General features: G+C 60.4%; 17 protein-coding genes. 8 read left to right on the forward strand and 9 right to left on the reverse strand.

The features are described from left to right. Position 1: 1 nt before the first annotated feature. Together QWZ03_RS11715 and QWZ03_RS11720 are read left to right on the forward strand one after the other, a co-directional pair. On the forward strand, positions 2 to 523 hold the full coding sequence (locus QWZ03_RS11715) for a FlgO family outer membrane protein (protein ID WP_290332880.1): 522 nt from the start codon (positions 2 to 4) through the stop codon (positions 521 to 523). Positions 524 to 544: 21 nt separating this feature from the next. Further along, positions 545 to 1,042: a disulfide bond formation protein B gene (locus QWZ03_RS11720; RefSeq protein WP_290332882.1), complete on the forward strand. Its 498-nt coding sequence runs from the start codon at positions 545 to 547 to the stop codon at positions 1,040 to 1,042. Positions 1,043 to 1,113: 71 nt separating this feature from the next. Here QWZ03_RS11720 and QWZ03_RS11725 read toward each other — a convergent pair whose 3' ends face one another. Further along, positions 1,114 to 1,839 carry a hypothetical protein gene (locus tag QWZ03_RS11725; RefSeq protein ID WP_290332884.1) on the reverse strand — a complete coding sequence of 242 codons (726 nt, stop codon included), beginning with the start codon at positions 1,837 to 1,839 and terminating at the stop codon, positions 1,114 to 1,116. Positions 1,840 to 1,857: 18 nt separating this feature from the next. Next, positions 1,858 to 2,535 (reverse strand): hypothetical protein, encoded by a 678-nt coding sequence (locus QWZ03_RS11730; RefSeq protein WP_290332885.1) that lies wholly within the window; start codon positions 2,533 to 2,535, stop codon positions 1,858 to 1,860. 85 nt (positions 2,536 to 2,620) lie between these two features. On the opposite strand from QWZ03_RS11730, the gene QWZ03_RS11735 reads away from it, so the two are divergent. Both QWZ03_RS11735 and QWZ03_RS11740 read left to right on the forward strand, forming a co-directional pair. Next, positions 2,621 to 4,525, forward strand: a complete 1,905-nt coding sequence (locus QWZ03_RS11735) for an ATP-binding cassette domain-containing protein (RefSeq protein WP_290332886.1) — start codon at positions 2,621 to 2,623, stop codon at positions 4,523 to 4,525. Positions 4,526 to 4,663: 138 nt separating this feature from the next. Beyond that, positions 4,664 to 5,821: an MFS transporter gene (locus tag QWZ03_RS11740; RefSeq protein WP_290332887.1), complete on the forward strand. Its 1,158-nt coding sequence runs from the start codon at positions 4,664 to 4,666 to the stop codon at positions 5,819 to 5,821. A gap of 94 nt (positions 5,822 to 5,915) precedes the next feature. Here QWZ03_RS11740 and QWZ03_RS11745 read toward each other — a convergent pair whose 3' ends face one another. The 5 genes from QWZ03_RS11745 to QWZ03_RS11765 form a co-directional block, all read right to left on the reverse strand. Continuing rightward, a complete protein-coding gene (locus tag QWZ03_RS11745; protein ID WP_290332888.1) occupies positions 5,916 to 7,508 on the reverse strand; it encodes a peptide chain release factor 3 in 1,593 nt (530 codons plus the stop codon). A gap of 122 nt (positions 7,509 to 7,630) precedes the next feature. Continuing rightward, entirely contained in the window at positions 7,631 to 8,764 is a 1,134-nt protein-coding gene (locus QWZ03_RS11750) for an HD-GYP domain-containing protein (RefSeq protein ID WP_290332889.1), read from the reverse strand. 23 nt (positions 8,765 to 8,787) lie between these two features. After that, positions 8,788 to 9,345: a SiaB family protein kinase gene (locus QWZ03_RS11755; RefSeq protein ID WP_284196256.1), complete on the reverse strand. Its 558-nt coding sequence runs from the start codon at positions 9,343 to 9,345 to the stop codon at positions 8,788 to 8,790. 57 nt (positions 9,346 to 9,402) lie between these two features. Further along, a complete protein-coding gene (locus QWZ03_RS11760; RefSeq protein WP_290332890.1) occupies positions 9,403 to 9,792 on the reverse strand; it encodes a DUF1987 domain-containing protein in 390 nt (129 codons plus the stop codon). A 27-nt stretch (positions 9,793 to 9,819) separates the two neighbouring features. Continuing rightward, positions 9,820 to 11,052, reverse strand: a complete 1,233-nt coding sequence (locus tag QWZ03_RS11765; protein WP_290332891.1) for a SpoIIE family protein phosphatase — start codon at positions 11,050 to 11,052, stop codon at positions 9,820 to 9,822. A 181-nt stretch (positions 11,053 to 11,233) separates the two neighbouring features. Here QWZ03_RS11765 and QWZ03_RS11770 point away from each other — a divergent pair, with 181 nt between their 5' ends. After that, complete coding sequence (locus tag QWZ03_RS11770) at positions 11,234 to 11,983, forward strand: substrate-binding periplasmic protein (protein WP_290332892.1); 750 nt, start codon at positions 11,234 to 11,236, stop codon at positions 11,981 to 11,983. Positions 11,984 to 12,023: 40 nt separating this feature from the next. On the opposite strand, the gene QWZ03_RS11775 is transcribed toward QWZ03_RS11770, so the two are convergent. Beyond that, positions 12,024 to 13,946, reverse strand: a complete 1,923-nt coding sequence (locus tag QWZ03_RS11775) for an ATP-binding cassette domain-containing protein (RefSeq protein ID WP_290332893.1) — start codon at positions 13,944 to 13,946, stop codon at positions 12,024 to 12,026. A 212-nt stretch (positions 13,947 to 14,158) separates the two neighbouring features. Here QWZ03_RS11775 and QWZ03_RS11780 point away from each other — a divergent pair, with 212 nt between their 5' ends. From QWZ03_RS11780 to QWZ03_RS11790, 3 genes are all read left to right on the forward strand, one after another. After that, positions 14,159 to 15,787, forward strand: coding sequence for a flagellar assembly protein A (locus tag QWZ03_RS11780; protein ID WP_290332894.1), 1,629 nt, complete (start codon positions 14,159 to 14,161; stop codon positions 15,785 to 15,787). A gap of 106 nt (positions 15,788 to 15,893) precedes the next feature. Then, positions 15,894 to 16,496: a LysE family translocator gene (locus QWZ03_RS11785; protein ID WP_290332895.1), complete on the forward strand. Its 603-nt coding sequence runs from the start codon at positions 15,894 to 15,896 to the stop codon at positions 16,494 to 16,496. Between the two features lie 104 nt (positions 16,497 to 16,600). Then, complete coding sequence (locus tag QWZ03_RS11790; RefSeq protein WP_290332896.1) at positions 16,601 to 17,773, forward strand: O-succinylhomoserine sulfhydrylase; 1,173 nt, start codon at positions 16,601 to 16,603, stop codon at positions 17,771 to 17,773. 55 nt (positions 17,774 to 17,828) lie between these two features. Here the strand turns inward: QWZ03_RS11790 and QWZ03_RS11795 are convergent, their stop codons facing one another. Beyond that, entirely contained in the window at positions 17,829 to 22,592 is a 4,764-nt protein-coding gene (locus QWZ03_RS11795) for an NAD-glutamate dehydrogenase (protein ID WP_290332897.1), read from the reverse strand. Between the last annotated feature and the right edge of the window lie 300 nt (positions 22,593 to 22,892).

Consider the following 22,892-nt stretch of genomic DNA (forward strand, 5'->3'; position numbering starts at 1 on the left):
CATGCGCAGACTGTATCCACTTATGCTGGCGTTGCTGCTGGCCAGTTGTGCCCAGTACCAGGCAGGTAGCCGCAACCCCTTGATACGTACCAGCTACGATGCTGCGGACCAGTTGGTGCAACTGACCCAGCCGACGCTGCCCAAGGATGCACCGCTGATCGTTGCCACCTTTGTGCATCTGGATCACCTGACCGAGGCGGCGACGCTGGGCCGCGTATTGTCCGAGCAGGTGGCAACACGTTTTACACAAATGGGTTACCCTGTGGTCGAACTGAAGCTGCGGGGCAGCGTGTTTGTGCGTGAGGGCAAGGGTGAGCTGCTGCTGTCGCGGGAGGTCAAGGACATCAGCTTGGCCCATAATGTACAAGCCGTGGTAGTGGGCACCTACGCCACTTCTCCCGACAAGATTTTCCTCAACCTTAAGATCGTCCGCCCGCAGGACAACCGCGTGCTGTCGGCCCATAGCGTGGCCATCGATCTCAATGAAACCACCCAGGCCCTGCTGTTGTCCGAGCCATCCTGATACAAACTTCGCTACCCTGATATGAACTGGTTATTTACTCGACGCATGGGCTTCTTGGCCCTGGCGCTGGCTTGCGCCGGCATGATGGCCTTCGCGCTCTACCTGCAGTATTACAAGTACCTGAATCCTTGCCCACTGTGCATGTTCCAGCGCGTCTTCGTGGTGGGCGTGGGCGTTGTGGCCTTGCTGGCTGCGCTGCATGGCCCAGGGCAGCGGCGCTATCGCTACTACGGCATGGCTACCGGCATTATCGGTCTGATCGGCTTGGTCGTGGCCGTACGGCATACCCTGCTGCAGTATTTTCCGCCTGCCGATCTAGGCAGCTGCGGTGCCGGCTTGATGCAGATGTTTGAAACCATGAATGTCATGGAAGTCATCATCCAGGTGATGGCCGGTGGCAGCGAATGCGCTGTCATAGACTGGAGTCTGCTGGGCCTGTCACTGCCCGGATGGTCGGCAGTGGGTTTTGTCGGCTTGACTGCAACGGCGTTTGCACTGGCATTCCGGCGCCAGCGCTGACATAGAGCTTGCTTTGCTGGTTGCAGACAACAAAACAGGGTGCCATGGCACCCTGTTCTGTTAATCCATCATTAGTTGGCGACCAGGTTTAGCAAGTCTGCCGTCCCGATTTGCTTCTGTAGTTTGCTGGCGGCTTCCGGATCGTTGGCCAGGAAGTAGAAGAATTCCCGAGCCAGGCTGACGAAGACATGCCAGCGCTCCTGGTGGGGAAACAGGGTCAGTACCTGGTCTACGCCGGTCCGATAGCTGTCAGTGTTCTGCGCGACGTCGCGGATGGTGAACAGCAGCAGCTTGATCAGCCGGAGGCGGGCGTTGATGTTGCTCTCTTCCATGCCGGCCTTGCGCAGCTCTTCCACGTATTTGTTCATGCTCTTGATCTGGTGCGCCTGCCGTTCCAGCTGTATCAGGGTGGCTTGCGACCAGGGGTCGGCATGCATGCGGCTCAGTGCGTCCTGCAAGGCCGTATTGTCGCCGCCCAGGCTGCTGGCACCAGGCATGGGCGTGGCTGCCGGGGGCGCTGCGGGGCGTCCAGGTGGTGGTGCGGCGACTGCCTCGCCGTTCCAGTGCGGAAAAAACTCCCGTATCAATTCGACAAACTGGCCATCTTCGGGGAAATTGCGCAAGGTCAGCTCAGCGGCTTTGCGATAGCCCGCTCCATCCTGCGGCAGGTCTCGCAAGGTGGAGAGCAAGTGGCGCAAGAAATGGCGCGACAGCGTCATCTGCTTGTTCGCTATACCTCGCCGCTTTAGTTCTTCCAGGTATTGTTCCAGTGCTTGATCAGGCTGGGGACGGCTCATGGTCGGCTGTGGGTTGGGTTAGGCAGCGTGGGCTAGCGGTTTGGGCTCGCCGTGGTTGAAGCCATTCCAGAAATAGAAGAATTCCCGCGCCATCTCTATGAACAGGCGGCGGGTATCTTCCTTGGAAAACAGGGTCAGCATGGCATCCACGCCGGCTCGATAGGCTGTGGGCGTGGGTTCGGCATGGCGTATGACATAGAGCAGCAAGGTCAGCAGGCGCTCCCGGATATCGACCCCGGCATCGTGGGTGCCCTGTTCAGCCAGCCGCACCAGGTACTCCTTGAGGCAGGGCTGCTCATTCTGCGACCAGGCATCGGCATCGAGGCGCTCGAACATTTCCACCAGGCTGCCGCGCAAATCCACCGGCGAGTGTTCCAGCGACAGGGCATCGGCCGCATTCAAACGGGCAATGGTCTTCAGATCGCCTATCCAGAATGGGTAGAATTCACGCGAAGTGGTGATGATTTCCACTTGCTGGTCATCGGGAAACTTGGCAACGGTGCTGTCGACAGCCGAACGGTAGCCGGCGTCGTCGTCAGTCAGGTGGGTATCAGCCTGCGACTCCAACGCGCTCAGCAAATGGCGCAGGAAGTGCTTCCGGCGCGTGATGATGCTGGTTGCAGCCCCCTTGTTTTTCAACAAATTGAGGTAGGCGGTCAACGCAGTATCGGCGTGTTGTGCATCAAAGGGTGGCATGAGCGGGAGGCTTTAGGACCGTCAGTTCATTCTAGTCGATTTCAGGCAAAGCAGAATGCCCCTCGGCGTCTGGTAAAATTGCGGCATGATCCGTTTATCCTCCCTTACCTTAAGACGCGGCACCAAGGTGCTGCTTGATCGAGTCGATCTCATCCTTCACCGTGGCCAGCGTGTCGGCATAGTTGGCCCCAATGGCGCCGGCAAGTCCAGCTTCTTCGGGCTGTTGCGCGGCGAATTGCACCCTGATGCAGGCGATATAGATTACCCCAGCAACCTGGTGGTGGCATCAGTGCGCCAGGAAACACCCGCCTTGACGTCCAGCGCGCTGGATTATGTGCTTGATGGTGATGCCGAGTTGCGGCATATCCAGGCCCAATTGGCCAACCCCGACCAGGATGGCAATCAATTGGCCGAATGGCTGGGCCAGCTCGAAGCCGTGGATGGCTACTCGGCTGAGGCGCGTGCCAGCAAGATGCTGTTTGGCCTGGGTTTCAGCGCGGCTGATTTGCAACGTCCGGTGGCCAGTTTCTCGGGCGGTTGGCGCATGCGGCTCAACCTCGCGCAGGCCTTGATGTGCCGGTCCGATCTGCTGCTGCTGGATGAGCCCACCAACCATTTGGATCTCGACGCGGTGATCTGGATGGAAAACTGGCTGGCCAGCTATCCTGGCACGTTGCTGCTGATCTCGCACGACCGGGATTTTCTGGATGCCACGGTCAATGCCATTGCGCATCTGGCCAATAGCCAGATCACGATCTACACCGGCAATTACGCAGATTTCGAGAACCAGAAGGCTGAGAAGCTGGCCCAGCAGCAACAGGCTTTTGAAAAGCAGCAGCGTGAGATGGCCCACCTGCAGAAGTATGTGGATCGCTTCCGCGCCCAGGCCACCAAGGCCAGGCAGGCACAGTCGCGTATCAAGGCGCTGGAACGGATGGAAATCATCTCGGCCGCGCATGTGGATTCGCCATTCGATTTCAGCTTCCGCGAGCCGGTGAGCAGCCCCAACCAGTTGCTGAGCATAGAGGAAGGCGCGGTGGGCTATGGCGGCAACCGACTGCTTGATGGGCTGGACCTTGCCGTGGAAGCAGGCGCGCGTATCGGCTTGCTGGGCCGTAATGGTGCCGGCAAGTCTACTCTCGTCAAGTTGCTGGCGGGCGAGCTATCCCTGGTTGCAGGCCACCGGGTGGAAGGCAAGGGCTTAGAGATAGGCTACTTTGCCCAGCATCAACTGGAGCATCTGCGGCTGGATGAAAGCCCGCTCTGGCATTTGCAGAAGTTGAGTCCGCAGGTGCGTGAGCAGGAGCTGCTCAATTTCCTTGGCGGCTTTGATTTCCGTGGCGATATGGCCCGTAGCCCTGTGGCGCCTTTCTCGGGCGGTGAGAAAGCCCGTTTGGCGTTGGCAATGATAGTTTGGCAACGCCCGAACCTGCTGCTGCTGGATGAGCCGACCAACCACCTGGATCTGGAGATGCGCCACGCGCTGACCATGGCCTTGCAGGACTATGTCGGTGCCATGATCGTGGTATCGCATGATCGCCATCTGCTACGCGCCACGACTGATCGTTTCCTGCTGGTCGAGGGGGGGCAAGTCAGCTACTTTGACGGTGATCTGGATGACTACAAGCGCTATCGCAAGGAAACTGAAAGTAAGCCTGCGGTGGCGGCCAACGCTGGTGTGGTGGTGGAATCGGATCGCAAGCAGCAGAAGCGGCAGGAAGCGGGTGATCGCAGGCGCATGTCGCAGCTGAAAAAGCCGCTGGAGAAGGAGCTGGGCCTGCTGGAGAAGCAGATGGCTGCCTTGACCGAAGAGAAGGAGGCCTTGGTAGCCGAGTTGGCAGGCGAAGCCATTTATGCTGCAGAGGCCAAGGAGCAGTTGAAGGACAAGGTAAGGCGCCAAGCCGAGCTTGAACTGACCCTGGGCGAGCTGGAAGTGCGCTGGTTGGAGTTGCAGGAAGAGCTGGAAGTGCTGGCGGACGACGCGAGCTGAGTTTGCCTATACCGCCCCATGCAACCTGCTGGGGCGGTAGTTTTATATTTGTAATTTTCGTGCAAGTTTTGCGCCTGTATCCAGTAGAGTAGCGCCAGTGCTTTCTACTGTGCCTTTCGTGTTGTTCCTGGTGTCTGTATGTCATCCGATTTAGCGCTTACTTCCCCCCCCGAAAGCACTGGCCGCTGGCAACAGGCGGCCATCCCGGTACTGTTCCTGCTCTTGGGTATGGTGTACGCCAGCTGGGCTTCACGCATCCCGGCGGTACGTGATGCCCTGCAACTGGATGCCGCCACGCTGGGTACCGTCCTGCTGGGCGGTGGTCTCGGTGCAGTGCTGTCGTTCCCCCTGGCTGCCTGGCTGATAGGCCATTACGGCGCCCGCAAGGCGGCACTGTTCTCAGGTGTGGGCTTGTTGACGATACTGCCTTGCCTGGGTTTGCTGCCAAGCTGGCCGCTGCTGATGCTGGGGGTAACCTTGATCGGGGTGGGTAGCAGCTGCTTTGACGTTGCCATCAATGCCCTGGGCGCGGAGGCCGAGCGGGCTGCGGGTCGTTCCATCATGTCCATGCTGCATGCCTGGTTCTGCGTGGGCACGTTTGGCGGGGCGTTGCTGGGGAGTGGTGCAGCCAAGCTGGGCTTGTCGCCCGCAATGCACTTTGCCTTGGCTGCGCTGCTGCTGGGGCTGCCACTATGCCAGGCCTACCGCGTGCTGCCGTGCGACCGACCTGACCCGGAGGCTGGCCGCAAGCATTTTGCGCTGCCCCACGGTGCACTGATCTGGCTGGGCATGATTGCCTTTCTCGGCGCAGTCTCCGAGGGTTCGCTCACCAGTTGGATTGCGCTGTACCTGCACGACCATCTGCATGCCAGCGAGGCAGTGGCACCATTGGGCTACGCTGCGTTCGCCGGCTCCATGCTGGTGGCACGCATCGTGGGTGACCGCCTGAAGGAGCGCTTCGGTGCACGTGTGCTGGTGGCGGGCAGCAGTTTGCTGGCCGTGGTGGGGTTGTTGATCGCCATCTTCGCGCCCACCATACTGGTGGCCACGGTGGGGTTCGCCCTGACTGGGCTGGGTGTGGCGGCAGTGTTTCCCTGCCTGTTCAGTGCCGCTGGCCGGGAGGGCGCGACTGCTCTGGCTGGGGTGGCCACGCTGGGCTACAGCGGCTCGCTGATGGGGCCTCCTATCATGGGCTATGTCGTACACGGCATGGGCTTGCAGGCGGGCCTGGGTTTTCTGGTGCTGGCCAGCCTGGGGGTATGCGTGGCAGCCATGAGTGCACGCTTGCTGCGTTAGGCCGTACCCATCTGATTCTTGAAGCTGATGATTTAAAATGACAAAGCCCGCCGCTATAGCGACGGGCTTTTTCTTGCGGCAAGCGAAACCAAGCTTACAGCTTGGCAGCATGCTCCCGGGTGGCATGGAAGGCTACCTTGGGCCAGCGCTCCTGCGCCAGCTGCAGGTTTACACGGTTGGGTGCCAGGTAGGTCAGGTTGTCGGCGGCATCGCGGGCCAGGTTCAGGATCAGGCCCTTTTCGAAGTCGGCCAGCATGCGATTGTCGTCGCAGCTGACCCAGCGCGCGGTATGGATGGCACAGTTCTCGAATACGGCGTCCACTCCGTATTCATTCTCCAGCCGGCTTTTGACCACTTCGAACTGCAGCACACCCACGGCGCCCAAGATCATGTCTGCACCCGACAGGGGCTTGAACACCTGTACGGCACCTTCTTCGCCCAGCTGCTGTAGGCCTTTCTGCAGCTGCTTGAACTTGAGCGGGTTCTTGATGCGCACGCTGCGGAACAGCTCAGGCGCAAAGTAGGGGATGCCGGTGAAGGCCAGCTTTTCACCTTCGCTGAAGCTGTCGCCTATCTGGATATTGCCGTGGTTGGGCACACCGATGATATCGCCGGCGTAGGCTTCTTCCACCTGCTCACGGGTGGAGGCCATGAAAGTCACTACCGAGTTGGCGGCCACATCGCGCTCCAGGCGCAGATGCTTCATCTTCATACCGCGCTCGAACTTGCCCGAGCAAACGCGCAGGAAGGCGATACGGTCGCGGTGCTTGGGATCCATATTGGCCTGGATCTTGAACACGAAGCCAGAGAACTTTTCTTCGTCCGGCTTGACGTCACGTACCGTCGCATCCCGGTACTGGGGAGCCGGCGCCCAGTCGATCAGGGCATTCAGAATTTCGCGTACACCGAAGTTGTTGATGGCCGAACCAAAGAATACCGGTGTTTGGGTACCGGCCAGGAAGGCCTCAAGGTCAAACGGATGCGAAGCGCCACGTACCAGCTCCAACTCCATCCGGGTCTGTTCGATTTCCAGCGGGAACAGTTCATCCAGGCGCGCGTTGTCTATGCCCTTGATGACCTCGACATCCTCGATATTCCTATCCTCGCCGGGCGAGAACAGCAGGATTTCGTCCTTGAGGATGTGATACACGCCGCGGAAGGTCTTGCCCATGCCTATGGGCCAGGTGATGGGTGCGCACTGTATCTTCAGCACGCTTTCCACTTCGTCCAGCAGCTCCAGCGAATCACGCACTTCACGGTCGTACTTGTTCATGAAGGTGACGATGGGCGTATCACGCAGGCGGCAGACATTGAGCAGCTTGATGGTCTGCTCTTCCACGCCCTTGGCTGCATCGATCACCATCAGCGCGCTATCCACGGCGGTCAGCACGCGGTAGGTATCTTCCGAGAAGTCTTGGTGGCCAGGTGTATCGAGCAGGTTGATCACATGCTCGCGGTAGTCGAACTGCATCACGCTGGATGCGACCGAAATACCGCGCTGCTTTTCGATTTCCATCCAGTCGGAGGTGGCGAACTTGCCGGTCTTCTTGCCCTTGACGGTACCGGCCATCTGGATGGCGCCCGAGAAGTACAGCAGCTTCTCGGTCAGCGTGGTCTTGCCGGCATCGGGGTGGGAGATGATGCCGAAGGTGCGTCGACGGGCGACTTCCTGAGCGATGGGCGACATGGTCAAGCGCCTTGAATTCTTTGAGAAAAGGGCGCGATTGTAGGCCAGTAGGGCATGAAAGTCGATGTGCCGTGGATGGCAAGGCCATGGCCCCAATATTTGGCCGGTTCTTGCAGCGGGCATCAGCCCCAGATGCTGTCTATGTCTACATAGGCATTGAAGGTGGCCGGATCTATAGTTTCACCAACACCATAAAGCGGGTTATGGGTGTCGCGCTGCACCGGCGGGGAGAGCGGCAGACCATCGGCGCCAATCAGGCTGACCACCAGGGGGTGATTGGGTGAGCTGCCGGGCCGCACCACTACGCCTTTCTCGCCATTGGCCAGCCGGAGCTGCAGGCCGGGTGGAAAGATACCGACGGCACGTATGAACTGGGCCGCCAGGGTCTGGTCCACCGTCTTGCCGCGCTCCAGCAGGATGCCGCGCAATGCAACCGTCAGCGGAACAGCAGAGCGATACTCGCGGAAGGTGATACGGGCGCAATAGATATCCGCCAGCCGCAATATCTGTCCTTCCGGGCTCAGTTCATGACCCGCCGTGCCATTGGGGTAGCCGGTGCCGTCAAAGTGCTCATGATGCTCCAGTACGGCGCGCAACCAGATGGGATCATTCACGCCCATGCTCTTGAGCCTAGTGGTGGCTTCCTCCGGGTGCTTGTGTAGACGTTCTTTCTGCTCGTCGGTCAGCGGTGTGCTCTGGGCCTTGATTTCATCCTGGAAGCAGGTGGTGCCCAGATTCATGGTCAAGGCAGCGCAGATCAGACCGAACTCACGGGCCGGGGTCAGCTTGAGATCGCGCGCGGCCAGCCGTGCGATGGTGGCGCTATCCAGCAGGTGACGGCTGCTGTAACGGCCATCCTGGCGCAGGCTGATGATCGCCTGTGCAAGCTCGGGCTTGGCACCGCACAGGCTGTCGACACAACGGGCAATCTCGGTAATGCGGGAGATGAACTGACCGCTTTGTATGGTCAGGTCCACATTCTCGTACAACAGCTCCATTTTCTTGCGCAGATCCAGCCACTCCTGTGCGGGGCTGGCTTCTGGCTCGCTGTCCTCGGCTTCGACCTGTGCGATACGTGATTGCCGCAGGGCGTTGCTGTCGGCAAACACGCCGACCGCAACCAGCCGGTCTACCTGTCCTTCGCTATTGATGAGATAGCCCTTGCGCAGCAGCAGGGTGCCTTTCTCATCGTAGACGTCCCAAGGCAGGGCCTTACCTACCTCGATATCCGAGTGTCGAACCCGTGATTGGCTCATGATCTACCCCGTTATCGCCGGTTCTAGATCGTGGCTTTGAGCAGGAAAATCACGGTGCCGGGTCGGGCCGCATCCTCTATAAGGCGGTAGGTCAGGGCTGCCTGTGCGTCCCGTGCGATGGTTAACAGGCCCAAGCCCGCCCCTTTGCTGCCGTCTGGCGTGTCCTGCCGGATGGCTTGGGCATAGGCTTCCTTGATCTCGGCATGGGTCATCAGGCGCAGGGGTTCTATACGCTCGCGCAGGGTGTGGGCCTGGGCGGCATCAACCCGGTTGGCGCACTCGAGCAGGTAGTGGCCCTGTGTGAGCGTGACGGAGATGCTGCCCCAGCGCAGCTGGTGGTCGTCTTGTTCGCTGGGGGTCAGGGTGTCCTGGGCGTAATGAATGATGTTCTGCGTCATTTCGACCAGGGAGGACAGCAGCCGGCGACGGATAGGGTTGCTGACGCCGTCCCTGTCCAGCTTGACCTTGAAGCCCTCCACCATGGCCGTCAGCAGTGGCTGCGACAGGTAGCCACTGTAGAAGAAGCAGACATTGCCGGCGGTAAACAACTCGCCATATTCCTCAAATACATCGTCGAGCATGGGGCTGTGCTCCCAGTAATGGCTGCCTGGGTGGCCAGGCAGCAGAAAGAGATATGGCTAATCGGTATTCACCGGGACATCGGTAAACCTGAGGGCAGGGTAATCCTGGTGGATCTCCTGGCCGAACTCGAAAAGTGTCTCGTCGTCCTCATCATGAAACCAGTTGAGGCTGACTTCATTGCCTGCCAAAGCTGCTTGGTTGAAGGCATCGAACATGGAAAACAGCAGCTTGGTACTGGAACTGTTGAAGTAGGCCAGGGAGACGTTGATGCGAATCTCGGTGCCTGTACAGCCGGCCAGGTACTGCCGTACCCGTTCCAGCACGCCACCATAGAAGGACGTTGCGTTCTCGGGATAGGACTCGCCCTTCAGGCTCAGCGTGTGCTGATCGAAACGGAAGTCCACCTCGGGTGTACTGGGGGTGGCGGCAATAAACAGGTTTTCCATCTTTTCATCCTCGGGTACGGGAGGGGCTCAGGGTCTGAAGCACAAAAAAGTAAGGTCATCGCGGCGGGGCTGGTCTGCCTGCCAAAGACTATAGGCATTGAGTACCGACATGCTGATTACATCGGCACGTTCATTGCGCTGGGCGATGATGGATTCCCGGATGCGGCGTTTGCCGAAGGCGGTTTGCTTGGGGCCGCCTATCTGGTCTACCAGGCCGTCGGTGGTGACGAACATAAGGGTGCCCTGTGGTGCCGCAATCACCTGATTGCTCCAGCAGAAGTCCATGGGCGTATCGACATAGCCTACGCCCATGCGATCTCCATCCAGCTGTACAAAATCCTCGCTGCTTTGATCCAGTACGAACAATGGTGTCTTGGCTGCGGCATAGGTCAAGGTCCGCTTGGCTTCGTCGAACCAGAAGAAAGCACCGTCGAGTCCATCGTCCGATTGCCCAAAACCGGCCCTGGGCCCGGTCTGCCCCAGCAGGAGCTTGATGGCACGGTTGAGTTCGGACAGCACGGCAGCAGGATCGCGTGGATTGCTCTGTTCTATGGCCTGCACCAGCAGCGACGAGGTAATCAGGGTCATGAAGGCACCCGGCACACCGTGGCCGGTGCAGTCGGCCACCGCACCGAACCAGCCATCCTGGAACCGGGCAAAATGATAGAAATCGCCGCCCACCACGTCACGCGGCTCCCAGACCAGCTCGCTGTCCTGCAGGGTATGGGCCAGTGCCTCGCGTGCAGCGCGCATCATGGCTTGCTGTATCACCCCGGCGTATTCAATGGAGTGGCGTATCTGGCGGTTCTTTTCGGCTTGCAGATTGGCGATCATGCGCATCAGCCGCAAGCAGGAGCCCACACCGGCATAGAGGCCATCACGCGTGACGATAAAACCGGCTGCCAGGGTCTGCTCGCCGTGTTCCACCACCCGGAAGGAGAGCGCTTCCAGGTTGAGTTTCTCGTCAACGATCAGCGGGTCTCTGTCCATGAAGGCGGTGCAGCCCTGCGGCCCGTAGCGCTCCTGGTTCTGCGGCGAGGACATCTCGGACATGAAGGCATTGCGATTGATCAGGCCTATGGGCACGCCGCTTTCCACGACAGGGAGGCTGACCAGATCACGATCGCGGGCAAAGCGGCTTAGCACCGTGACATTGGTGGTGTCGGGAGCGACAGGATCAACCTCGCTGGAGATACCACCAGCGGAGGGGAGTCGATGTACGGTCTGTCGCCTGAAATGATCGACGCTGAGGAGATCCATGCTGGCCCGGGGTCTAGTGCGTTTGCAACAACTGCGGCATCTTGCTGGTACAACACCAGTGCCGCTTGTGCCGGCGCTGTCTATTCCGTATAGCCCAGGCCGTGCCTAAACGCCAAGCCCGGATACCGGCAGGGTCCAAAAGCTGGCTGACGGCGATGGCTGGCTGCACTACCCTATAGCCATGTGTAAATTCTCTGGCCTGTTGCCAATACTGTTGCTGCTGAGTGGGCTATTGCTTGCGCCCACCTGGGCGGGAACGCGGCTACAACTGATTACGACCGATTACCCTCCCTATTGTGCAGCCGACCTGCCTGAGCAAGGGGTTTTTACGGCCCTGGCAAAGGCAGCGTTCAAGGCGGGGGGGTATGAGACCGATGTGGTGTTCAAACCTTGGGCGCGTGCGCTGGCCGAGATCAAGGCCGGCAAGCACGATGCCATCCTGGCCGTTTGGTTTCAGAGCGAGCGCAATAAATTCCTCGCCTTCACCGACCCACTCTGGCTTAACCGCATCGGCTTTATGGGAAGGGTTGGCGAGCTTGTTGATACCCAACACCTATCCACGCTGAGGGGGCGCAAGATAGGCGTGGTGAGGGGATATGCCAATCCGCCCGAGTTCGAGGCTGCCAACCTGACGGTGGACGAGGCGGTGGACGATGAAACCAACTTGAAGAAACTGCTGGGGGGGAGGGTGGACCTGGCCTTGGTGGACAAGGCGCTGGCGGAACACCTGATACGCAACCGTATACCCGAGGCGGACGGGAGGCTGGAGTGGCGCGAGCCACCCATCGCTACCATGCCTCTCTATGTGGCCTTGTCACGTAGCAAGCCGGGCTATGAACAACGCCTGCTTGCGTTCAACCGGGGCCTGGCCGAAATACGCCGTACCGGTGAGTATGAACGCATACTCAAGCGGCACGGCATAACGCAATAACAGGTGGCAAGGCAGCTTGTGCCTTCCGCCTGGCAGTCGCTCAGCTATCGCCCAACTGCTTCTTTTCCAGGGCTTCCCAGCGCTCCATCTTGCTGAGGACCAGCATATCGATCTCGTCGATGCGTGCCTGCCAGGCGGCGGCATCGGTGGGGGCGTTGCGATAGATATTGGGGTCCAGCAACTGCTCCTGCAACGTGGCCTGTTCGGTTTCCAGTGCTTCAATCTCGGCCGGCAAGCGTTCCAGTTCGCGGGTTTCGTTGTAACTCATCTTGGCGGCGCGTGCAGCGCGGGCCGGTGCTGCAGCGGCGCCCGGTTTCTCGGCGACCGATTTCTCCTCGGGCTTGGCTGGCGGGTTCTTGGCAGCAGCCTGCATGCGGGCCTTGGTCGCCATCCAGTCGTCAAATCCGCCGGGGTTTTCTATCAGTTTGCCGTCGCCCTCAAAGGCAATCACTTGCGTGACCACATTGTCGAGGAAGGTCCGATCGTGGCTGACCAGGAACACGGTGCCACTGTAATTGGCCAGCAGCTCTTCCAGCAGTTCCAGTGTGTCGATGTCCAGGTCGTTGGTGGGTTCGTCCAGTACCAGGATATTGGCAGGCTGGGTGAACAGCCGGGCCAGCAGAAGGCGGGCACGTTCGCCGCCGCTCAATGACTTTACCGGGCTGCGTGCACGCTCGGGGGCAAACAGAAAGTCTTCCAGGTAGCTGATGACGTGTTTCTTCTCGTTGCCGATCTGGACGAAGTCGCTACCTGGGCTGATGACATCGCAGATGGGGGTGTCTTCAGGCAGAGCGGTACGGAACTGATCGAAGTAGGCAATTTCCTGCTTGGTGCCCTGGCGAACTTCGCCGCTGTCTGGTGCCAGTTCGCCCAGTATGAGCTTGAGCAGGGTGGTCTTGCCGGCGCCATTGGGGCCGATCAGGCCTATCTTGTCGCCACGCAGTATGCGGGTGGTGAAGTCACGCACCAGAGTACGGCCGTCGTAGCCCTTGCTGACGTGCTCCAGCTCGGCCACCAGCTTGCCCGAGCGCTCACCGGCATCGAGGGCAAACTGCACATTGCCCACCCGGTCGCGCCGTGCCGCACGGTCGCGCCGCAGCTGTTCCAGCCTGCGCACCCGGCCTTCATTGCGGGTGCGGCGTGCCTCCACGCCTTTGCGTATCCAGACTTCTTCCTGGGCCAGGAACTTGTCGAACTTGCGATTCTCGGTGGCCTCCTGGGCCAGCATGTCTGCCTTGCGGGCCTGGTAGGTGCTGAAGTTGCCGGGGAAGCTATTGATATGGCCACGGTCCAGTTCAATGATGCGGGTGGCGACATTGTCCAGAAAACGCCGATCGTGGGTGATCAGCAGCACGGCGCCGGCAAAATTGCGTATCAGGCCTTCAAGCCATTCGATGGCGGACAGGTCCAGATGGTTGGTGGGTTCGTCCAGCAGCAGGAGCTCCGGCTCGGAGACCAGGGCGCGGGCCAGCGCCACGCGCTTCTTCCAGCCACCGGATAGTTCGCCAACCTTTTTTTCGGCAGGCAGGCCCAGGTTGCTCAGGGTGCTCGAAACCAGGCTATCCAGCCGCCAGCCATCACGTGCCTCCAGATCGTGCTGCAGCGCCATCATGCGGTCCAGCGCGGCGGGGTCGTGCTCGGCGGCTATGGCAGCAGCGTGGTAATCGGTCAGCAACTGCTTGACCTCGCCCAGGCCGGCTGCGACGGCTTCGAAAACAGTGGTGTCGGGGTCGAAAGGCGGTTCCTGTGGCACGTAGGCCACGCGGGATTCATTGGCGATGCGGATATAGCCGTCATCGAGCTTAGCCGTACCTGCCACTGCCTTGAGCAGAGACGACTTGCCTGCACCGTTGCGGCCGATCAGCCCGACGCGTTCACCGGGTTCCAGTACGAAGTCGGCATGATCCAACAAGGCTACATGGCCAAAGGCAAGGCAGGCATTCTCTACTATCAGGACAGGCATGAGACTTATCTATGAAGGCGCGTAACCCGCCATTATACCGGTCAGTCCTGGCAGCTTAGGGGTCTATCTTGCCGTAGAGAGTTGAAGTCACTTGAATTTGTGTCGATAAGAGGTTGAAGCAGCAGATACATAAGCGGTCTATGATGTAATTAATATAAGTTCGTCCGTCAGGCGTAGCTTGGGCAGGCGGACGAGATACGAGAGGCAGGGATATGAGCGAAACGGGTACTGGGCTAACGATCAGCCTGGATGCAGCTAGCCGTAACTTGTGCGCGCACTATGTGCCTGGCGAGGGCATTGCTCCGCCGACCAAGCCGACCATACTGGCTGCGCTGGAAGCATCGGGCTGGGCGGACTGCGCGCTGGATGAAAAGGCCATTGCTGCTTTCGTGTCCACTTGCGGCAAGGCGACAGAACCGCAGGACGCTATCCTGGGGGCGCAGCAGGATGGAACCTTCGAAATCATGATCTCGCCGAGCCGGCTATGCGCCTGGCTGACGGTGACACCACCGCGTGGCGGCAAGGCAGTAACGGCGGAACAGGTGCGCGAGGCCATCAGGGTGCGTCATATCACCCATGGCATCAAAGAGGACGATCTGGCTGAGGCGATGGCTGCAGGCCAGTGCAGGGATCTGGTCATTGCCGAGGGGGAGGAGCCGGAATCCGGCATTCCTGCACGCTTCGAAAGCCTGCTCGACAGCCTCAAGACCCAGAAGCTGGAGACTGAAGAGGGGGATGTGATCGATTACCGTGACCTGGGTAGCCTGGTCGTGGTCGATCCAGGTACGCCGTTGATGCGCCGCACTCCCGCTGTGCAAGGCAAAAATGGCGTGGATGTATTTGATCGTCCGGTGCCTGCCAAGCCCGTACCAGACCCGGCCTTTGCCAAGGGGCTGGCTGGGGCTACACCCGACGAGAATGACCCCGACCTGTTGCTGGCCACCATTGCGGGCGCGCCCTCGCTGGGCGAGAACGGGATTTCGGTGAATCCCTTGGTCGATGTGCAGGATGTAGATCTGAGTACCGGCAACATTGCCTTTGACGGTACCTTGCAGGTCAAGGGTGATATCAAAGCGGGGATGACCGTGCGGGTGGCGGGTGATGTGGTCGTGAGTGGCACCATAGAGGCTGCGGAAGTCGTCGCGGGTGGCAATGTCGTGGTCAAGGGTGGGATCATCGGTAAGTCGGAATCCACCAGTGGGGGGACAGATGGCCCGGCGGAAACCGCCCGTATCCATTGCAATGGCACGGTACAGGCCAAGTTCATCGAGCATGCGGTGATCGAGGCGGGCAAGGCCATACAGGCTGACGGCGGTATACGGCAAAGCGAGCTGACGGCGGGCGAAAGCATCATGGTGGGCAAGCCAGGTAGCAATCAGGGCAGCCTGATTGGGGGGCGGGCACGCGCCCACCTGTTGGTACGGTCACCCGTCATTGGGTCGCCCTCGGGGGTGCCCACGGTAGTGCAAGTAGGTTTTAACCCCTATCTGAATGCGGAACGCAGCGGCGTGGAAGTACAGCGCAAGCGCAAGATGGAAGAGCTCGCCAAGCTAAGGCAGTTGCTGACCTTCTTTGAGCAGAATCCGGCCAAGGCAGTGGGTGGGATGCGTGAGAAGGCGGAGCATACCAAGGAGACATTCGAAGGCGAGATCAAGGCCATGGATGCGCGCCTGGCCGAGCTGGCCGAGCAGATGGAGCTGGCCGATGGCGCCTATATCGATGCGCCGCGCCGCATACATGGTGGGGTGAACCTGCAGATAGGGCAGAAACTGCTGCAGATAGTTGAAGACAAGAATGGCGGTCGGGTGCGGCTGGTGGACGACCAGATCAAACTGGCATGAGCCTCAGCCACGGCAGGATTGGCTATTAGGAAGTGAGCAAGCGCCATGAGGCCAAGCCGGATGGCTGCGCTACACTGTGCGGCCATGATCGATGGACGCCTGTCTTATGCTCGGTATTACCGACTTTCCCGCTTTTCTGGTGGCTTCCACCCTGCTGATACTCTCACCTGGCCCCGGCACCCTGGCCATACTGGGTTCAGCCACCGCCTCGCGCCGGGCAGGCTTTGCCGCGTTGGCAGGCACCAGCACTGGTGATGCCATCCTGCTGGCGGCGGCTGCCATCGGGGCGGCTACCCTGCTGGCCTCCAATCCCATGGCATTCAACGTGCTCAAGTATGGCGGCGGGGCCTATCTGGTTTGGCTGGGTATCAAGAGCCTGCTGTCTAAGGAGCAGGGCCTGGCCGTCAGCGGCCCGGGGCAGGGTAGTCCATTTCGTCGCAGCCTGCTGGTGACTTTGCTCAACCCCAAGGCGGTCGTTTTCTTCATGGCGTTTTTCCCCCAGTTTGTGCCACCGGGTGCCAGTATCTGGGCCTTTGCCGTGCTGGGCGCTGTCTTTATCGGCCTCAACTGCATCTATCAGGCCATGTTGATCGTCGGTGCCGGCTTTATCCTGCGCCATCTGGACGAGGCTCCGCACTATGCCCTGTGGGTGAACCGCCTTCTGGGCGCCGTTTTCATCTTGTTTGGCGCCAAGCTGGCCGTGGGTTAGTGCTGCCGAGGACGGACAGTCGTCACCTCTTTTAATCAACCGTGCCTGTTGTTTGCGCAGCCATGGCGCGATAAAAAAACCATCACCTCAGGAGCCCAAGCACCATGACCGATGATTTCGACTATCAACTGGAAACCCTGGCCATACGTGCGGGGCAAGAGCGCAGCCAGTTTGGTGAACATGCCGAGGCGCTCTATCTGACTTCCAGCTTTGTGGCCGACAATGCAGCCCAGGCTGCAGCCCGCTTTACCGGGGCCGAGCCGGGTTTCATCTATTCGCGCTTTACCAATCCGACCGTGACGCTTTTCCAGGACAGGCTGGCCGCATTGGAAGGGGCAGAGGCTGCGGTGGCGACGGCCAGCGGTATGTCGGCCATTCTGGCGCTATGCATGGGGCACCTCAAGGCGGGGGATCATATCCTGGCGTCCAGCGGTATGTTTGGCGCCACCATTCAGTTGTTTTCCAACTGGCTGGCCAAGTTTGGTGTGACCAGCAGCTTTGTGCCGCCTACCGACCCGGCCGCCTGGGATGCCGCCGTGCGGCCGGAGACCAGGTTGTTCTTCCTGGAAACCCCATCCAACCCACTGACCGAGATTGCCGACATTGCTGCCATTTCGGCTGTTGCACATCGGCACGGTGCCATCATGGTGGTGGACAACTGCTTCTGCTCGCCGGCTTTGCAGCGCCCCATTGCCTTGGGGGCCGATCTGGTGATCCATTCCGCCACCAAATACCTTGATGGGCAGGGGCGGGTGCTGGGCGGTGCGGTGGTGGGGAGCAAGGCTTTGATCGAGCCTATCTACCAATTCTTGCGCACTGCCGGCCCCACCCTGAGTGCCTTCAATGCCTGGGTGCTGGTCAAGGGATTGGAAACGCTGGGCCTGCGCATGCGTGCCCACTGCGAGAACGCGCTAGCCTTGGCGCAGTGGCTGGAGACGCAACCGGCCATCGAACGTGTGTACTACCCCGGTTTGCCTTCGCACCCTCAGCATGAGCTGGCCAAGCGGCAGCAGTCTGGCGGCGGTGGCATTGTCTCGTTCGAGGTCAAGGGTGGGCAGGAGGCAGCGTGGCGCCTAGTGGATAGCGTGCAACTGCTCAGCCGCACGGCCAATCTGGGCGACGTGAAGACCACCATCACTCATCCCTATACCACGACCCATGGCCGCATCTCGCCCGAGGTCAAGGCGGCGGCAGGCATTACCCAAGGCCTGATACGTATCTCGGTAGGGCTGGAGCATATCGACGATATCAAGCGCGATCTGGCTCGCGGCTGGTAATAAAAAAGCCCCCCGGTACTACCGGGGGGCTTGATCGACCTGCTTGTTGCGCTGCTTAGGCAGCCAGGCGGTTGCGTATCTCGCGCATAGCGGCGGACAGCATGGCCAGGTCCGGCGTGGCGACACGCAATTCCTCGAACATGCGGCCCACGTGCTCCAGCGCCACTTCGCGTGCCTTGAGCCAGGCATCCACCCGCTTCTGTACCGTGCCCGTGCCTGCCAGTACCCGAGCAGTCAGGCCGGCGTGTTCGCGGTAAAGCTCATCGCGCAGCGCCATGCGGGCCAGGGTTTGCCAGCGGTTGTCGCGTGGCAAGCCGTCTACCACCTCGCGCAGCCAGTCTATCTGCAGTGCGCCTTCCAGCTTGAAATAGGCCTGGGCGACATCCTCCACGCTGGCCTTGCTTTCGCGGGCCAGGCGGGCGATGTCCAGCAGGGCCAGGACAGCATCCAGATACACCACGCGGCCAGCCAGTTCAGCCTTGACGCCAGCTGCCTTGAGCCGTTCGCGGGCACTGGCGAAATTGGCCTTGTCGGCCACCCACTTGTCCAGCTTGGGCAGCAGGGTGGGGATTTCGTCGGTGAGCTGCACCAGGCGCTTGTCGGCGTCGGCTTCGGTCAGTTGCACACGCAGTACCCAGCGGGCTACGCGTTCCAGCTGCTTGCGCACTTCCAGCATCAGATCGTATTGGGTGTTGGTCGGCACCGTATTGTCCAGTGCCTCCAGCTCAGCCCACAGCTTGTCGGCCTGCATCAGACGGCTGGCAACGCTCCAGGCGTGCACGATTTCGGCGGGCGTGGCATTGGTTTCCTCGGCCACCCGGAATACAAAGCTGATACCCATACGGTTGACGCACTCGTTGGTGAGTACGGTGGCCACGATCTCGCTGCGCAGCGGATGGCTGGGCAACTGCTTCTTGAACTTGTCTGCCATCTTGGTGGGGAAGTAGCCCGACAGCAGCTCGTCCCATTCCTTCATGGCGGGCAGGGGCGAAGCCAGTAGTTGGTCGAACAGGCCCAGCTTGGCATAGGCCAGCAATACGGCCAATTCCGGGCTGGTCATGCCCTGGCCGGCAGCCTGGCGCTCGGCCAGCAGTGCATCGTTGGGGAGATACTCGATACGGCGGCTGAGCCGGCCTGCGCGCTCCAGCGACTGCATGAAGCGGCCATGCACGCTCAGCAGCGACTTGGCCTGCTTCAGTTCCAGGCTGATGGCGGCGGTCTGCAGGTAGTTGTCGCGCAGTACCAGTTCACCCACATTGTCTGTCATCTCTGCCAGCAGGGCATTGCGCTGCTTCAGCGTCATGTCGCCGGCCTGTACCAGGCGGCCCAGCAGGATCTTGATATTGACTTCGTGGTCAGAGCAATCCACGCCGGCCGAATTGTCGATGGCATCGGTACAGATATGGCCGCCGCTGAGTGCGTATTCCACGCGCCCCAGTTGGGTAAAGCCCAGGTTACCGCCTTCACCTATCACACGGGCACGGATTTCACGGCCGTCTATGCGCAGTGCATCGTTGCTGCGGTCGCTGGCCTCGGCGTGGCTCTGGCTGCTGGACTTGAAGTAGGTGCCTATGCCGCCGTTATACAGCAAGTCCACCGGTGCCTTGAGGATGGCGCGGATCAGGTCGTTAGGCGCCAGTGCTTCGTCGGTGATGTCGAGCACCTTGCGGATTTCCGGCGACAGCGGGATGGATTTGGCGCTACGCGAGTAGATGCCACCGCCCTTGGACAGCGTCTTCTTGTCGTAGTCCTCCCAACTGGAGCGGGGCAGGGCGAACATGCGCGAACGCTCCTTGAAGCTCTTGGCGGTATCGGGATTGGGGTCCAGGAAGATATGCAGGTGGTTGAAGGCGGCGACCAGCTTGATCTGCTCGGACAGCAGCATACCGTTGCCGAACACGTCTCCCATCAGGTCACCGATGCCGACCACGGTGAAGGGTTGCTTCTGGGTGTCGTGGCCCATTTCACGGAAATGGCGCTTGACCGATTCCCAGGCACCCTTGGCAGTGATACCCATCTTCTTGTGGTCGTAGCCAACCGAGCCGCCGGAGGCAAAGGCATCGTCCAGCCAGAAGCCATATTCCTGCGATACGCCATTGGCGATATCGGAGAAGGTGGCCGTGCCCTTGTCTGCTGCGACCACCAGGTAGGGATCATCAGCATCCAGGCGATGCACGGCCTTGGGTGGGACGACCTTGCCATCGACCAGGTTGTCGGTCAGATCCAGCAGACCACGGATAAAGGTCTTGTAGCAGGCGACGCCCTCGGCCTGATAGGCCTCGCGTTCGGTCGGCGCCTGCTTGAGCACAAAGCCGCCCTTGGAGCCTACAGGGACGATAACCGTGTTCTTGACCTGCTGTGCCTTGACCAGGCCCAGCACTTCGGTGCGGAAATCTTCCTTGCGGTCGGACCAGCGCAGGCCGCCACGGGCCACCTTGCCGAAGCGCAGGTGGATGCCTTCCACGCGTGGCGAGTAAACAAAGATCTCATACAGCGGCACAGGCTGCGGCATGTTGGGGATCTTGGCGCTTTCGAACTTGAAGCTGATGTAGTCCTTGACCTCGCCCGCCGGGCCCGGCTGGAAGAAGTTGGTCCGCAAGGTGGCGGAAATGGTGTGGAAGAAGCCAGACAGGATGCGCTCGTCGTCGATGCTGGGCACCTGGGCCAAGGCCTCCTTGATCTTGGCGCTGAGCGCAGCAACCTGCTTGACCTGCTTTTGCTTGGGATCGTGCAAGGACAGGAACAGCGTGGCCAGGTCGCGGGCGATCTCACGGAAATGCCCCAGGCGCTCTGCAATGTGATCCAGGCTGTAATTGAGGCCGATCTGCTTGAGGTATTTGGCGTAGGCGCGCAGCAGCACGACTTCGCGCCAGCCGAGGCCAGCCAGCAGGATCAGCTTGTTGAAGCGATCATTCTCTGCATGGCCCTCGAAGATGGCAGCAAAGCCCTGCTGGAAGGCATTGCGGGTCTCGTCTTCGTCCAGCAGGCCGGATATCGGCAGCTTGATAGCGATGTCGGTTACCCAGGCGCGGCCGCCGTCGGCGAACTTCAGCGTGTACGGCTGTTCCTCTATCACGCGTACGCCCATGTTTTCCAGTACGGGCAGGCTGTCGCTGAGCGCAATCGGGTCTTCGCGGAAAATCTTGAAGCGATGCAGGGTGGGGTCGGCCAGGCTGGCATCCATCAGCTTCATGGTCAGGCTCTTGCCTGCCAGTGCTTGCTCAATCTTGTCGATATCGCTGACGGCGGTGCGGGCGTCATAGTCGGCGTAGTAGGCCGCGGCAAAGGCACGGGCGTACTTGGCATGCAAGGCCATGCCTCGCTCTTCGCCGGCATGGCTGGCGAGGTTGAGCTGCAGGTCGTCGGTCCAGCGACGGGTGGCCTGGGCGATATTGGCTTCGATCTCGCGCGGGTCGTAATCGGGCAGGCTGGAGCCCGTTGGTGTGCGGACGATGAACTGGATGCGGGCCAGTACCGAGTCCGACAGCATGACGTTGAATTCTGCCGAGGTGCCGTTGAAGGCATTTAGCAGCAGTTGCTGCATCTTTACCCGCACATCAGTGTTGTAGTTGTCCCGCGGCAGGTAGACCAGGGCCGAGACATAGCGGCGATAGAGGTCCTCGCGGATGAAGGCGCGCACTTGGTTGCGCTCCTGCAGGCTGACGATGCCCAGCGAGATTTCGCTCAGGGCCGATTCACTGATCTCCAGCAATTCGTCGCGCGGGTAGGTTTCCAGCACGTTGAGCAGGGTCTTGCCCTTGTGGCTGCTGGCGGCAACCTGGCTGGCGGCCATCACGGCATCGATCTTGCGGCGCAGAACCGGGATCTGGTGCGGTGGCGTGTTATAGGCCTTGGCCGTGTACAGGCCCAGGAAGCGCCGCTCGCCCGTGACATTGCCCTTGCTGTCATAGCGCTTGAGGCCGACGCAGTCGAGGTAGGCGCCACGATGCACGGTGGAGCGGGAGTTGGTCTTGGTCAGCAGTAGCGGGGTCTTGTCACGTGCCAGCGCGCGGATATCGGCTGGCAGGGCGGCAAAGCTGGCCGAGTGGGCGCCACGGGTCTCGCCGCGCAACAGGCCCAGGCCAGAGCCCTTGACGATGGTGAGCTGTACGCCTTCCTTGCTGTCGGTCAGGTCGTAATCGCGATAGCCCAGGAAGACGAAATGGTCATCCTGCAGCCATTCCAGGTAGGACAAGGCTTCTTGCCATTCGGCCTTTTCTACTGCCGGCTTGCACTTGGTCAGCTCGCTGTGTACTTCGGCGAGCCGTTTGGCCATGCCGTCAAAATCTTCCACGCAGTCCTTGAGCTGGCTCAGCACCTTCAGCAGCTCAGCCTTGATCTCGTCCAGCTTGGACTTGTCGCTGATACGGTCGATCTCCAGATGTATCCACGATTCGGGTTGGCCTGCGCCCAGTTCGTCCAGCTTGCCGGCCTTGTTACGCGTGACCTTGAGCACCGGGTGGATGATCAGGTGTATGCCGTAGCCCAGGCGATTCAGCGCCAGGCTGACGGTATCAACCAGGAAAGGCTTGTCGTCATTCACCAGTTCGATCACGGTATGGCTGGTCTGCCAGCGGTGGTCGTCAAAGCTGGGGTTGTAGACGCGTACCTGCGCCTCGCCCGCCTTGCGCGTGGCCGCCAGTTTCAGGTGGGCGAGCACGGCACCGTACCAGTCCTGCGCATCGCGGCGGGCAAGATCATGGGCATCGGTATCGGCGTAGTAGTTCTGGATCAGCGAGGTGAGGTTGACCGGTCCGGCCTCTCGCGCATCGGCATGGCGCTGGATGTCTGCTAAGAGGCTGGCGTGGAAGGTTTGCATCTTGGGTTGTCTCCTGTTGGACTGCGAGCGATGCGCTTTTTGAGCAATCGCTTGTTTGATTGCCGCTCCCTTGCAAGGGATTCTTGGCAAGCGCGACGACATTGTAGCGCCGACGCGACGATTACCAGTATTAGGGGATGCGACACTTTGTTATAGCCGCGCCCCGTCGCAGGGCAATACTGGGGCGCTAAGACTACCTTTTGCACCGTTTTGTTGCACCTGTTTAGGGGTATTTGCACTGCTGTACGAAGATGTCGCATTCCAGCAATGGTGTAGGTCCAAATGGCGGATTACAATCAG

It is taken from the genome of Chitinimonas viridis (assembly GCF_030409555.1).
Lineage (GTDB): Bacteria > Pseudomonadota > Gammaproteobacteria > Burkholderiales > Chitinimonadaceae > Chitinimonas > Chitinimonas viridis.

Excerpts from the sequence above, each read along its gene's own strand:
- QWZ03_RS11715 (WP_290332880.1), top strand. The coding sequence starts at position 2 with ATGCGCAGACTGTATCCACTTATGCTGGCGTTGCTGCTGGCCAGTTGT.
- QWZ03_RS11720 (WP_290332882.1), top strand. The coding sequence starts at position 545 with ATGAACTGGTTATTTACTCGACGCATGGGCTTCTTGGCCCTGGCGCTG.
- QWZ03_RS11725 (WP_290332884.1), bottom strand. The coding sequence starts at position 1,839 with ATGAGCCGTCCCCAGCCTGATCAAGCACTGGAACAATACCTGGAAGAA.
- QWZ03_RS11730 (WP_290332885.1), bottom strand. The coding sequence starts at position 2,535 with ATGCCACCCTTTGATGCACAACACGCCGATACTGCGTTGACCGCCTAC.
- QWZ03_RS11735 (WP_290332886.1), top strand. The coding sequence starts at position 2,621 with ATGATCCGTTTATCCTCCCTTACCTTAAGACGCGGCACCAAGGTGCTG.
- QWZ03_RS11740 (WP_290332887.1), top strand. The coding sequence starts at position 4,664 with ATGTCATCCGATTTAGCGCTTACTTCCCCCCCCGAAAGCACTGGCCGC.
- QWZ03_RS11745 (WP_290332888.1), bottom strand. The coding sequence starts at position 7,508 with ATGTCGCCCATCGCTCAGGAAGTCGCCCGTCGACGCACCTTCGGCATC.
- QWZ03_RS11750 (WP_290332889.1), bottom strand. The coding sequence starts at position 8,764 with ATGAGCCAATCACGGGTTCGACACTCGGATATCGAGGTAGGTAAGGCC.
- QWZ03_RS11755 (WP_284196256.1), bottom strand. The coding sequence starts at position 9,345 with ATGCTCGACGATGTATTTGAGGAATATGGCGAGTTGTTTACCGCCGGC.
- QWZ03_RS11760 (WP_290332890.1), bottom strand. The coding sequence starts at position 9,792 with ATGGAAAACCTGTTTATTGCCGCCACCCCCAGTACACCCGAGGTGGAC.
- QWZ03_RS11765 (WP_290332891.1), bottom strand. The coding sequence starts at position 11,052 with ATGGATCTCCTCAGCGTCGATCATTTCAGGCGACAGACCGTACATCGA.
- QWZ03_RS11770 (WP_290332892.1), top strand. The coding sequence starts at position 11,234 with ATGTGTAAATTCTCTGGCCTGTTGCCAATACTGTTGCTGCTGAGTGGG.
- QWZ03_RS11775 (WP_290332893.1), bottom strand. The coding sequence starts at position 13,946 with ATGCCTGTCCTGATAGTAGAGAATGCCTGCCTTGCCTTTGGCCATGTA.
- QWZ03_RS11780 (WP_290332894.1), top strand. The coding sequence starts at position 14,159 with ATGAGCGAAACGGGTACTGGGCTAACGATCAGCCTGGATGCAGCTAGC.
- QWZ03_RS11785 (WP_290332895.1), top strand. The coding sequence starts at position 15,894 with ATGCTCGGTATTACCGACTTTCCCGCTTTTCTGGTGGCTTCCACCCTG.
- QWZ03_RS11790 (WP_290332896.1), top strand. The coding sequence starts at position 16,601 with ATGACCGATGATTTCGACTATCAACTGGAAACCCTGGCCATACGTGCG.
- QWZ03_RS11795 (WP_290332897.1), bottom strand. The coding sequence starts at position 22,592 with ATGCAAACCTTCCACGCCAGCCTCTTAGCAGACATCCAGCGCCATGCC.